Genomic DNA, 11,830 nt, shown 5'->3' with positions numbered 1-11,830 from the left:
GCAGTTGTCAGTCGATCAACTGAGCATCCCGCAGCGCACCCAACGCCGCCAACCAACGCGGATCCTGCTTGTACTCGGTCGACTCCACCGCCTGGCCACGCATCCGCGCGATACGCGCCGACGGCGTGACCTTCATGCGCTGGGCAGCACTCAGGGCCAGCTCGGCGGCGGCGCGGTCGTTGCACACCAGGCCCATGTCGCAACCGGCAGTCAACGCCGCCTCAATACGACTGGCAGCATCACCGACCACATGAGCCCCCGCCATCGACAGGTCGTCACTGAAGATCACCCCGTCGAACTGCAACTCGCCACGCAGGATGTCCTGCAACCAGCGCCGGGAGAAGCCGGCCGGTTGCGCGTCCACTTGTGGATAAATCACATGGGCCGGCATGACGGCTGCCAGTTGCTTGCTCAGGCGCGCGAAAGGCACCAGGTCATTGGCGCGAATCTGTTCCAGGCTGCGCTCGTCGTTGGGAATGGCGACGTGGGAATCGGCTTCGGCCCAGCCGTGGCCGGGGAAGTGCTTGCCGGTGGCCGCCATACCGGCGCTGTTCATACCACGGATGAAGGCGCCCGCGAGCACGGCGGCGCGCTCGGGATCGCCTTCGAAGGCGCGAGTGCCCACGACGGCGCTGCGTTGGTAATCGAGGTCCAGCACCGGGGCGAAGCTCAGGTCCAGGCCAACCGCCAGCACTTCGGTTGCCATGATCCAACCGCACTGCTCGGCCAGTTGCTCCGCATTCGGGTTGTCGGCCAAGGCACGCATCGCCGGCAGACGCACAAACCCCTGACGCAAGCGTTGCACTCGGCCGCCTTCCTGATCGACCGCCAGCAACAGGTCCGGGCGCACGGCGCGAATCGCCGCGCTCAATTCACGCACCTGCCGAGGATGCTCGATATTGCGTGCAAAAATGATCAGGCCGCCCACCTCGGGCTGACGCAACAAGTGGCGATCCTCAGCCGTCAGCCAGGTGCCGGCAACGTCCACCATCAAAGAGCCTTGCAGGGCTTGGGTCATATAGCTTCCTTAAATAACGCACGCAGCCCGAAGCCCCCGCGAGATCGCATCGCCAGGATTGAATCTGGAGACGGACGCTCAGCGAGCGCAACGGGCTGTGGATAAATAGCTGAAATCGGCATGGGCGGCTAGCTTAGCGGATGCAAGCGGCCGCGCACACCCGGGAGGGGTTAAACCTTGGCCGGGACCGGTACTGACTTGCTGCGCGGGCGCAATTGGGCGGCGGCCATGGCCTGGTCGGTGACGCCGGTTTCGGCACGCATGCCGGCGGCGAGAAACGGCACCATCAGGCGCATGACCTGCTCGATGGAGGTGTTGACGCCGAAGTCGGTCTCGGCAATCGCACGCAGTGCCTTGATCCCGGACATGCTGAATGCCGCGGCACCGAGCATGAAGTGCACGCGCCAGAACAGTTCGATTGGCGGGATACGCGGGGCGGCTTCGTTGACCAGCAACATATAGCGGCGGAACACCTTGCCGTACATGTCTTCAAGGTAGCGGCGCAGGTGGCCCTGGCTCTGGCTGAACGCCAGGCCCAACAGGCGCATGAAGATCGACAGGTCGTTGCCGCTGCGTGGCTGAACCACCAGGGCTTGTTCGACGAGGATCTCCAGCAGGTCTTCCAGGCTTGGCTTGTTTTCAGGCTTGGCCTGGCGACGCTCCAGCTCACGGTCGAGGCTGATGCAGAAAGGCCCCAGGAAACGTGAGAACACGGCCTGGATCAGCGCCTTCTTGGAGCCGAAATGGTAGTTCACTGCCGCCAGGTTGACCCCGGCCTTGCTGGTAATCAGCCGCAATGAAGTTTCAGCAAATCCTTTTTCCGCGAACAACTGCTCGGCAGCATCGAGAATGCGTTCAACGGTTTCCGACTGGGCCATGGCTACTCCGCCTGACAAACACTTGTTTGAAACATACGTTTCAAGCTATGTCTTGTCAAGCCTGCAGGTCGGTTTGCGGCTGGCCGGTCAGCTATTTCATGGCCATTTAATCACATTCGCCAAGGTCTGTAGGCAGCGCTGTCTCCAGTGTGTAGGACAGGTGATAAATGACCGTCCAGCGGAGTGACTGAAAACGGTGATTGCCAAGCGCAGTCCACTGTATATAATCCCAGTCACTGTATAAAAAGACAGAGCGATCAACATGCTAAAACTGACGCCACGCCAAGCTGAGATTCTGGCTTTTATCAAGCGCTGCCTCGATGACAACGGCTACCCGCCGACCCGGGCGGAAATTGCGCTGGAACTGGGATTCAAGTCACCCAACGCCGCTGAAGAACACCTCAAGGCCCTCGCCCGCAAAGGCGCGATCGAGATGACCCCGGGTGCTTCACGCGGTATTCGTATCCCTGGCTTCGAAGCCAAGGCCGACGAGTCGACACTGCCGATCATCGGCCGCGTCGCAGCCGGTGCGCCGATCCTGGCGCAACAGCACGTCGAGGAATCCTGCAACATCAACCCGACCTTCTTCCATCCCCGCGCCGACTACCTGTTGCGGGTCCATGGCATGAGCATGAAGGACGTGGGCATTTTCGACGGCGACCTGCTGGCCGTCCACACCACACGTGAAGCCCGCAATGGCCAGATCGTCGTCGCCCGTATCGGCGATGAAGTGACGGTCAAACGCTTCAAGCGCGAAGGCAGCAAGGTCTGGCTCCTGGCCGAGAACCCCGAATTCGCGCCGATTGAAGTGAACCTGAAGGATCAGGACCTGGTGATTGAAGGCTTGAGCGTCGGCGTTATTCGCCGCTAACGGAGGCATCATGCAGTTCCTACAGACCCCACAACACACTCAACTGTCGCTGTTTGAGGCCTTTATGGCCCAGCCCCTTGCGCCCATCCTCAAGGAAGTGGTCGAAGCGCCCTGGAGCGCCGAACCCGAGGCGTTCAGTGAACTGTCGTTGCGCGGTGCTGCCGGGAACTGCCTGAGCCTGTTGGCGCCGATCCTTCGCGAACTGAGCGAGGAACAGGACGCCCGCTGGTTGACGCTGATCGCCCCGCCATCCAGCCTGACCCAGGCCTGGTTGCGGGATGCCGGCCTGAACCGCGAACGCATCCTGTTGCTGCAACCCCGTGGTGCTCAAAGCGCCCAGCAGTTGACCTGCGAAGCCTTGCGCCTGGGCCGTAGCCATACGGTGGTCAGCTGGCTGAACCCGCTGACCACAGCGGCCAGGCAGCAACTGATCAGCGCCGCCCGCACAGGTGATGCGCAAAGCTTGAACATTCGGTTGGGATAAAACGATACGCGGGTAACTGACAGCTGTCAGGATCCGCCATGACGCGAGGCTTCTTCAGAATTGAGAAGCCGATCTGCACAATTGAAGCCTGTAAAAAAGTCGACAGACGGACTCAGTGAAGAATCCGCGGGCCGTCTTCCTTTTCCGGTTCGCCTTCAGCCAGGCGCCCCGCCATCTGCACACCTACGCTCAACATGGCTTTTGCCACTTCCACGTGCTGGCCCTGTAGGAACGCTTTTGCGTCCTCGGAAAAATCCAAGATCACCAGAGAACCCTCGTCCTCAGCCCGGCGCAGCTCGATTCGGCCGTCGGGCAACTCAACAATTTCCAGAAAGGACGTTGGCATAAAAGTCTGTTCTCCACGAAAGGCCGGCATTATATCAGTCTTGTGGCGAGCGGGCTTGCCCGCATTGGGCTGAGCCGCGGCCCTCCGACAGCTGACACTGCCAGGCCTGAAAAGCCTTGGGGCTGCTTTGCAACCCAGCGGGAGCAAGCTCCCTCGCCACAAGAGCGGTAGTTGTCAGCGAGAAGCCTTCAGCACTCGTTCAATCCATCCCGAAACCGAATGGCCAACTTCTTCAGCTCCTGCCGCCAGCTTTCCAGCTCTTCCCGGCTCAACGGCTCGGGTCCTTCTTCGTCCAGGCTTACGGCCACGATCAGCGGCTGGGTCACATCGCCTTTGGGCGTGTGCTTCACCCGTGGCGGTTGGAACATCTCCGCGTGGGCTACCAGCAAGCGCGCCAGCCAACTGTCCGGGCTTTGCGCCATCTCCACCAGTTCGGCCAACTCCGGGATGGCCATGGACTCCAGCACATCCCGGTGGATAATCATTTCCGCACGCGGCGAGCCGGCCTGCGGCAGACGGTAGAACCCGGCGATCTCATGGCATAAGCCAAGCAAGGCGCCATAGAGGTGGAACAGCGCGGCTTCACGCCCGGCCTGTACCAGCGCGATAGCGTTCATCTCCTTTCCTTCCTCGGCACGGCCAAGGGCTTCCAGGGACAAACCCGCGAAGTAAATTTTCTGGTTGGTACGGGTATAGAGTTCGTTGGCCATGAAGGCAGTCTCCACAACGAATAAGGCGTGATGCTGGCTGAACAGTGTCACGGATCAGCCAAGGCCACTGCAAGCGCAAAAAAAAGGCCGCCTATCAAGGCGGCCTTTGTGCATGTAGCTGATCGTATCAAGCGCCCTGGCGCTTGTCCTCGACCTTCCACTTGCCACCGTCGTAGAACGCTTTCCAGCCGGTAGGCTTGCCTTCAACCTCGGTCTGCACGTACTGCTCCTTGGTCTTGCGGCTGTAGCGGATTACGGACGGACGACCGTCCGGGTCCTTCTTCGGCGCTTCGCAGAGGAAGTGGTACTTCGGATCGATCTCGTCCTTGTGGGGCACGATCTCCATCACCAGCGGTGCACGGGTCTCACGGTTTTTCGGGAACTGGCTGGCAGCCAGGAACAGCCCCGAAGCACCATCACGCAGGATGTAGGTGTCGTTGACCTTCTCGCACTTGAGCTCAGGCATCTTCACCGGGTCCATCTTCGGCGGCGCCGCGTCACCGCTTTTCAGCAGTTTGCGGGTGTTCTTGCACGTCGGGTTGGTGCAACCGAAGAACTTGCCGAAACGGCCGGTCTTGAGCTGCATCTCGCTGCCGCACTTGTCGCATTCCAGGCTCGGGCCTTCGTAGCCCTTGATGCGGTAAGTGCCTTCTTCGATCTCGTAGCCGTTGCAATCCGGGTTGTTACCGCAGATGTGCAGCTTGTGCTTCTCGTCCAGCAGGTAGGCATCCATTGCCGTGCTGCAGATCGGGCAACGGTGCTTGCCACGCAATACCAGAGACTCGGATTCACCCTCGTCATCGGCCGCGATTTCATCGCCCGGCACCAGGTTGACGGTGGCCTTGCAGCGCTCTTTCGGCGGCAGGCTGTAACCCGAGCAACCGAGGAATACACCGGTGGAGGCGGTACGAATCTGCATCGGGCGGCCGCAAGTGAGGCACGGAATGTCCGTCATCACCGGCTGGTTGGCCCGCATGCCGTTCTCGGCGCTTTCAGCCACTTCAAGTTTCTTCTTGAAGTCGCCGTAGAACTCGTCGAGCACGTTTTTCCAGTCGCGTTCGCCCTGGGCCACGTCATCGAGGTTCTCTTCCATGCCGGCGGTGAAGCCGTAGTCCATCAGGTTGGAGAAACTCTCGGACAGGCGCTCGGTGACGATGTCACCCATCTTTTCCGAGTAGAAACGACGGTTGTGCAAGGCCACGTAGCCGCGGTCCTGGATGGTGGAGATGATCGCCGCATAGGTCGAAGGACGACCGATACCGCGTTTTTCCATCTCCTTGACCAGGCTCGCTTCCGAGTAACGCGCCGGCGGCTTGGTGAAGTGCTGGGACGGGTCGAGCTTGATCAGCTTCAACACATCGCCCTGCGCCATGTCCGGCAGTACATCGTCGTCGCCCGGCTTGGCGATTTGCGGCATCACGCGGGTGTAACCGTCGAACTTGAGGATACGGCCCTTGGCACGCAGCTCGAAGTCACCAGCACCCACGCTGACAGTCGTCGACAGGTATTGCGCCGGCAGCATCTGGCACGCCAGGAACTGGCGCCAGATCAGCTCGTAGAGGCGCTCAGCGTCGCGCTCCATGCCGCTCAGCTTGCTTGGCTCGGTATTGGCGTCGGAGGGACGAATCGCTTCGTGAGCCTCTTGTGCGCCTTCCTTGCTGCTATAGACGTTCGGCTTCTCCGGCAGGTACTTCTTGCCGAATTCGCTTTCAATATAAGTACGCGCCATCGCCACCGCGTCTTGCGACAGGTTGGTGGAGTCGGTACGCATATACGTGATGTAGCCCGCTTCATACAGGCGCTGGGCCATCATCATGGTCTTCTTCACCCCGAAGCCCAGGCGGTTGCTCGCGGCCTGTTGCAGGGTGGAGGTGATGAACGGCGCCGACGGCTTGCTGCTGGTGGGCTTGTCTTCACGCTTGACGATGCTGTAGCTGGAAGCCTTGAGCTTCTCCAGCGCGGCCATGGCCTGGGCTTCGTTGAGCGGCTTGAAGGCCTCGCCTTTCTCGCGGGCCACTTCAAAGCGTACGTTGTTGCCCTTGGCAGTGCCCAGGTCAGCGTGCACTTCCCAGTATTCTTCGGGGTTGAACGCACGAATCTCGCGTTCACGCTCCACCACCAGCTTTACCGCAACCGATTGCACACGGCCGGCGGACAGGCCACGGGCGATTTTCGCCCACAGCAGCGGCGAGACCATGTAACCCACGACACGGTCGAGGAAGCGACGCGCCTGTTGGGCATTGACGCGGTCAATGTCCAGTTCGCCCGGCTTGGAGAAGGCTTCCTGGATCGCCTTCTTGGTAATTTCGTTGAACACCACGCGCTTGTAGCGGCTGTCGTCACCCCCGATGGCTTCCCGCAGGTGCCAGGCAATAGCCTCCCCTTCGCGGTCCAAGTCGGTTGCGAGATAGATGGTGTCAGCATCCTTGGCGAGCCGGCGCAGCTCTTCGATGACCTTTTCCTTGCCCGGGAGGATCTCGTACTTGGCTTTCCAGCCATGATCGGGATCGACACCCATGCGCGAGACCAGCTGCTTGCGCGCTTTCTCTTTAGGCGTGAGCACCGGACCTTCGCCCGCAGCCGCCTTGCCGCGCTTGGCGGCAGGCTCCTTGCTGGCGCTAGCCGAACCGCTGGTGGGCAGGTCTCGGATATGGCCGATACTCGACTTCACCACGTACTCGTTACCCAAGTACTTGTTGATGGTCTTGGCCTTAGCCGGGGATTCCACAATGACCAGCGATTTGCCCATGGATCGGAAAATTCCTGAATTCGAGAAGTGAAAGGCGGTTGGCGCCTGACGCGGCAACGCTATATATAGTGGCAACAAGGTGAGGTCAAGCGCAGCATTCTGCGCGGCCTGCCTTTATTGCGCGGAAAAAAGGCTGGCTTCGGCCTGCATCAAAGCAAAGCGCGGGACCTGTTCGCCGTCAACTTCGACGGTCTCAAGGAACATGCTCAAGGGACGCACCCAAAAGCCGTAATCGCCATACAGTGCTTGGTAGAACACCACTTCCTCTTCGGTCTCGGAATGCCGCGCCACATTAAAAACGCGGTACTGCGGACCTTTATAATGCTGGTAGAGCCCTGGTTCGACTTTCATGCTCTGGCCCTCTTACAAAATTTGTTAAAAAAAAATATAAAAAATTCCAAAAAACAAAAACCGGGGCACTGGGCCCCGGCTTCCGTCAACGAAACGTTTAGATACGTTCGAAGACGGTGGAGATGCCTTGGCCGAGGCCAATGCACATGGTTGCAACCCCAAGGTTGCCGCCATTTTGCTTCATCACGTTAAGCAACGTGCCGGAGATACGAGCGCCGGAACACCCAAACGGGTGACCCAAGGCAATCGCGCCGCCGTGCAGGTTAACCTTCTCGTTCATCTTGTCGAGCACTTTCAAATCTTTCAGCACTGGCAGGGCCTGTGCGGCGAAAGCTTCGTTGAGCTCGAAGAAGTCGATGTCGGAGATAGTCAGGCCTGCGCGCTTCAATGCTTTTTGTGTGGCCGGTACTGGACCATAGCCCATGATTGCCGGGTCCACACCTGCGACTGCCATCGAACGAATCACGGCCATCGGCTGGATACCCAGGTCCTGGGCACGCTGGGCCGACATCACGATCATGCACGAAGCACCGTCAGTGATCTGCGACGAAGTACCGGCTGTCACGGTGCCGCCCTTTGGATTGAAGGCCGGCTTCAGGGCCGCCAGGCTTTCCAGGGTGGTGTCCGGACGAATGGTTTCGTCGTAGTCGAACAGTTTCAGGAAACCGTTCTCGTCGTAGCCGTTCATCGGGATGATTTCATCCTTGAACTTGCCTTCCACGGTTGCCTTGTGGGCCAACTGGTGGGAACGCAGGCCGAATGCATCCTGGGCTTCGCGGGTAATGCCGTGCATTTTGCCGAGCATTTCAGCGGTGAGGCCCATCATGCCCGAGGCTTTCGCCGCGTACAGGGACATGTGCGGGTTCGGATCCACACCGTGCATCATGCTGACGTGGCCCATGTGCTCCACGCCGCCGACCACGAACACATCACCGTTACCGGTCATGATCGCTTGGGCAGCGGTGTGCAGCGCGCTCATGGACGAGCCACACAGCCGGCTGACGGTCTGGCCGGCAGCGGTGTGCGGGATCTGCGTCATCAGGGAAGCCATGCGGGCGATGTTCCAGCCCTGCTCCAGGGTCTGGTTGACGCAGCCCCAGATCACGTCTTCGACTTCGTTCGGATCGACCTTGACGTTGCGTTCCAGCAATTTGCTGATCAGGTGCGCCGACATGTCTTCGGCACGGGTGTTGCGGTGCATGCCGCCCTTGGAGCGGCCCATCGGAGTACGACCGAAGTCGACAATCACGACGTCTCTTGGATTCAAGCTCATAAATATTCTCGCTCTAGTCGTCTGGGCACTTAACCGAAGAAGCTCTGGCCGTTCTTGGCCATCTCGCGCAGCTTCGCAGTCGGGTGGTACAGCGGGCCCAGATCAGCGTATTGATCAGCCAGGGCAACGAACTCGGCCACACCGATGGAATCGATGTAACGCAGCGCACCACCACGGAATGGAGGGAAACCAATACCGTAGACCAGGCCCATGTCGGCCTCGGCTGCGGTTTCAACGATGCCGTCTTCCAGGCAACGCACGGTTTCCAGGCACAGGGCGATCATCATCCAGTTGACGATGTCCTCGTCGGACACTTCACGCTGTTCGTAGATGACCGGCGCGAGTACTTCGTGAACCGATGGGTCGGCCACTTTCTTCTGCTTGCCCTTCTTGTCGGTCTCGTAGGCGTAGAAGCCCTTGCCATTTTTCTGGCCCAGGCGCTTGGCTTCGTAGAGCGCGTCGATCGCCGAGCGGCGGTCGTCTTTCATGCGGTCCGGGAAGCCTTCAGCCATTACGTCGCGACCGTGGTGGCCGGTGTCGATGCCGACCACGTCCATCAGGTACGCCGGGCCCATTGGCCAGCCGAATTTTTCCATGACCTTGTCGATGCGCACGAAGTCCACACCGGCGCTGACCAGCTTGGCGAAACCGCCGAAGTACGGAAACAGTACGCGGTTGACCAGGAAGCCCGGGCAGTCATTGACGACGATCGGGTTCTTGCCCATTTTCTTGGCGTAGGCAACGGTGGTGGCAACGGCCAGCTCGCTGGACTTCTCGCCACGGATCACTTCCACCAGCGGCATCATGTGCACCGGGTTGAAGAAGTGCATGCCGACGAAGTTTTCCGGACGCTTGAGGGCCTTGGCCAGCAAGGTGATGGAAATGGTCGAGGTGTTGGACGCCAGGATCGTGTCTTCTTTCACCTGGGCTTCAACTTCAGCCAGTACCGCCTGCTTGACCTTCGGGTTCTCGACAACCGCTTCGACCACCAGGTCGACGTGGCCGAAATCACCGTAGGACAGGGTCGGACGAATGCCGTTAAGCACTTCAGCCATTTTCGCTGCAGTCATGCGGCCTTTATCAACGCGGCCTACTAGCAGCTTCGCGGCTTCTGCCAGACCCTGCTCGATGCCGTGCTCGTTGATGTCTTTCATCAGGATCGGCGTGCCTTTGGACGCCGACTGATAGGCGATACCGCCGCCCATGATACCGGCGCCGAGTACGGCAGCCTGTTTCACGTCGCGAGCGATTTCGTCGTAGGCCTTGGCCTTTTTCTTCAGTTCCTGATCGTTCAGGAACAGACCGATCAAGCTCTGCGCGGCAGAGGTCTTGGCCAGTTTGACGAAACCAGCGGCTTCGACTTCCAGGGCTTTGTCGCGACCGAAGTTCGCGGCCTTCTGGATGGTCTTGATCGCTTCAACCGGCGCCGGGTAGTTCGGGCCGGCCTGGCCAGCCACGAAACCCTTGGCGGTTTCGAACGACATCATCTGTTCGATGGCGTTGAGCTTGAGTTTTTCCAGCTTTGGCTGACGCTTGGCCTTGTAGTCAAATTCGCCGCTGATGGCGCCCTTGATCAGGTTCAGCGCGGCTTCTGCAAGCTTGTCGGGAGCCACCACAGCATCCACGGCGCCGACTTTCAGCGCGTCTTCAGCACGGTTTTCCTTGCCGGCGGCAATCCACTCGATGGCATTGTCGGCACCGATGATGCGCGGCAGGCGCACGGTACCGCCGAAGCCTGGGTAGATGCCCAGCTTGACTTCCGGCAGGCCGATTTTCGCGGTGGCCGACATCACGCGGAAGTCGGCGGCCAGGCACATTTCCAGACCGCCGCCCAGGGCGATGCCATTGATCGCGGCAACGGTCGGCACGTTGAGGTCTTCGAAATCGCTGAAAATCTTGTTGGCTTCGAGGTTGCCAGCCACAAGCTCGGCATCGGGCAGCTTGAAGTTGTCGACGAATTCGGTGATGTCAGCGCCGACGATGAACACGTCCTTGCCGCTGGAGACGATCACGCCCTTGACCGAAGCATCTGCTTTGATGGTGTCTACGGCCTGACGCAATTCATTCAGGGTTAGACGGTTGAACTTGTTGACGGACTCACCCTTGAGGTCGAATTTCAATTCGACGATGCCACTTTCAAGAGCCTTAACCGTGATGGCTTTACCTTCGTAAATCATCAACTGATCTCCACGATATGGAAGCTGAACAGTACACGTCGGACGCAGGATTCAGCGTAGGCACTGACGTTACCGTCGATGCTAACGCCAAGTTGCCAGGCACACCCGCCAACGCGATAGTCGGGATTCTGTACGAACGGTCTGAAAGACAAACGCTCAATTCATACGCCCGTTTGATTTGGGTACGTCACCTTCAGCCAAATCCGACGAATTGTCAATCGCTCGAAAGGGCCGCAAAAACGCGACTTTTCAGTCATTTCAGAACCTGGGGCAGCCGGCATCGCCCCGCCGATGTTTAATCATTCGCGAAATCAATAATGTGAATTTTGATTTAAAGGGCTGTACAGAACCGAATATGCGGCTAGGCTAGCGGCACGTAAAACGAATTACCGGCCTGCCTGGCCAACTCCAGCCCGATGATGCTTTCGGGCTTTTTAATGCCCGCAGGAATCTCAGGCCAGCGCCTTGAGCACCGCGTCAATGTCCTGCAACACGCTCAACTCGCCCTTCTCGCCCCAGTACAGGGTGATCATTTGCTTGTCGGCTTCGACTTTGTAGACGTTCGCCGGCAGCGTCGCAAAATGTGGCAACAACTTTTCATCGACGCAGGTTTCCTGCCACTGATTGACCCAAACCCCCGGCTCCAACTGCCAGTAACTCCAGGTCACCCGCGTGGTGCCACGCCGTGGCCGGTGATACTGGGCACACGGGCTTGGCGGCTCGTGCTTGAGCCAGTGCGGCCATTCCTGGGGCGTCAGTTGCATGGCCAGGCCAATGCGCCGCGCCTCCATGCGCAAAGCCATGCGCCCGCTCGAATGGCGCGAAGGACGCAGCCACGCCAGGGGGCTTAAAACCAGCGCAAGGATTGACACCACTATCCAGACCGTCATATGTGTACTCCCGAATTTCTTGATGAGCGGATTTGACCTGACGCAACCCCATCCGCTTGAAACCAGCCATACTGAACTTATCG

The 11,830-nt window shown here is 59.5% G+C and carries 11 protein-coding genes; 2 read left to right on the top strand and 9 right to left on the bottom strand.

The window, feature by feature from the left end:
* Positions 1–7: 7 nt before the first annotated feature.
* The gene (gene nagZ, locus HX815_RS19160; protein ID WP_177028716.1) at positions 8–1,018 is read right to left on the bottom strand and encodes a beta-N-acetylhexosaminidase; all 1,011 of its coding nucleotides are present in this window, start codon (positions 1,016–1,018) and stop codon (positions 8–10) included.
* Between the two features lie 170 nt (positions 1,019–1,188).
* The gene (gene psrA, locus HX815_RS19155) at positions 1,189–1,896 is read right to left on the bottom strand and encodes a transcriptional regulator PsrA (RefSeq protein WP_003218964.1); all 708 of its coding nucleotides are present in this window, start codon (positions 1,894–1,896) and stop codon (positions 1,189–1,191) included.
* Between the two features lie 262 nt (positions 1,897–2,158).
* On the opposite strand from psrA, the gene lexA reads away from it, so the two are divergent.
* Together lexA and sulA are read left to right on the top strand one after the other, a co-directional pair.
* The gene (gene lexA, locus HX815_RS19150) at positions 2,159–2,767 is read left to right on the top strand and encodes a transcriptional repressor LexA (protein ID WP_003172575.1); all 609 of its coding nucleotides are present in this window, start codon (positions 2,159–2,161) and stop codon (positions 2,765–2,767) included.
* A 10-nt stretch (positions 2,768–2,777) separates the two neighbouring features.
* Positions 2,778–3,251 (top strand): SOS-induced cell division inhibitor SulA, encoded by a 474-nt coding sequence (gene sulA, locus HX815_RS19145; RefSeq protein ID WP_003218967.1) that lies wholly within the window; start codon positions 2,778–2,780, stop codon positions 3,249–3,251.
* Between the two features lie 112 nt (positions 3,252–3,363).
* Here the strand turns inward: sulA and HX815_RS19140 are convergent, their stop codons facing one another.
* From HX815_RS19140 to HX815_RS19110, 7 genes are all read right to left on the bottom strand, one after another.
* A complete protein-coding gene (locus HX815_RS19140) occupies positions 3,364–3,597 on the bottom strand; it encodes a hypothetical protein (protein WP_003218969.1) in 234 nt (77 codons plus the stop codon).
* 188 nt (positions 3,598–3,785) lie between these two features.
* Positions 3,786–4,307, bottom strand: coding sequence for a DUF6586 family protein (locus HX815_RS19135; RefSeq protein WP_003218971.1), 522 nt, complete (start codon positions 4,305–4,307; stop codon positions 3,786–3,788).
* A 127-nt stretch (positions 4,308–4,434) separates the two neighbouring features.
* Positions 4,435–7,056 (bottom strand): type I DNA topoisomerase, encoded by a 2,622-nt coding sequence (gene topA / locus HX815_RS19130; RefSeq protein WP_003218973.1) that lies wholly within the window; start codon positions 7,054–7,056, stop codon positions 4,435–4,437.
* 114 nt (positions 7,057–7,170) lie between these two features.
* A complete protein-coding gene (locus HX815_RS19125; protein ID WP_003218976.1) occupies positions 7,171–7,407 on the bottom strand; it encodes a DUF1653 domain-containing protein in 237 nt (78 codons plus the stop codon).
* A 97-nt stretch (positions 7,408–7,504) separates the two neighbouring features.
* Positions 7,505–8,680, bottom strand: a complete 1,176-nt coding sequence (gene fadA / locus HX815_RS19120) for an acetyl-CoA C-acyltransferase FadA (protein ID WP_003218978.1) — start codon at positions 8,678–8,680, stop codon at positions 7,505–7,507.
* A 29-nt stretch (positions 8,681–8,709) separates the two neighbouring features.
* Positions 8,710–10,857 (bottom strand): fatty acid oxidation complex subunit alpha FadB, encoded by a 2,148-nt coding sequence (gene fadB, locus HX815_RS19115; RefSeq protein ID WP_003218979.1) that lies wholly within the window; start codon positions 10,855–10,857, stop codon positions 8,710–8,712.
* Between the two features lie 452 nt (positions 10,858–11,309).
* Positions 11,310–11,747 carry a hypothetical protein gene (locus HX815_RS19110; protein ID WP_003218981.1) on the bottom strand — a complete coding sequence of 146 codons (438 nt, stop codon included), beginning with the start codon at positions 11,745–11,747 and terminating at the stop codon, positions 11,310–11,312.
* Positions 11,748–11,830 lie beyond the last annotated feature (83 nt).

The sequence above is a fragment of the Pseudomonas sp. E6002 genome, assembly GCF_013385565.1.
Taxonomy (GTDB): domain Bacteria; phylum Pseudomonadota; class Gammaproteobacteria; order Pseudomonadales; family Pseudomonadaceae; genus Aquipseudomonas.
Note: the sequence above shows the minus strand (reverse complement) of the source record. Positions and strands in the feature narration are given on the sequence as shown.

Bases quoted from the DNA above. Each gene is read 5' to 3' on its own strand.
- fadA (WP_003218978.1), bottom strand. From the start codon at position 8,680: ATGAGCTTGAATCCAAGAGACGTCGTGATTGTCGACTTCGGTCGTACT.
- HX815_RS19135 (WP_003218971.1), bottom strand. From the start codon at position 4,307: ATGGCCAACGAACTCTATACCCGTACCAACCAGAAAATTTACTTCGCG.
- lexA (WP_003172575.1), top strand. From the start codon at position 2,159: ATGCTAAAACTGACGCCACGCCAAGCTGAGATTCTGGCTTTTATCAAG.
- HX815_RS19125 (WP_003218976.1), bottom strand. From the start codon at position 7,407: ATGAAAGTCGAACCAGGGCTCTACCAGCATTATAAAGGTCCGCAGTAC.
- HX815_RS19110 (WP_003218981.1), bottom strand. From the start codon at position 11,747: ATGACGGTCTGGATAGTGGTGTCAATCCTTGCGCTGGTTTTAAGCCCC.
- psrA (WP_003218964.1), bottom strand. From the start codon at position 1,896: ATGGCCCAGTCGGAAACCGTTGAACGCATTCTCGATGCTGCCGAGCAG.
- HX815_RS19140 (WP_003218969.1), bottom strand. From the start codon at position 3,597: ATGCCAACGTCCTTTCTGGAAATTGTTGAGTTGCCCGACGGCCGAATC.
- fadB (WP_003218979.1), bottom strand. From the start codon at position 10,857: ATGATTTACGAAGGTAAAGCCATCACGGTTAAGGCTCTTGAAAGTGGC.
- sulA (WP_003218967.1), top strand. From the start codon at position 2,778: ATGCAGTTCCTACAGACCCCACAACACACTCAACTGTCGCTGTTTGAG.
- nagZ (WP_177028716.1), bottom strand. From the start codon at position 1,018: ATGACCCAAGCCCTGCAAGGCTCTTTGATGGTGGACGTTGCCGGCACC.
- topA (WP_003218973.1), bottom strand. From the start codon at position 7,056: ATGGGCAAATCGCTGGTCATTGTGGAATCCCCGGCTAAGGCCAAGACC.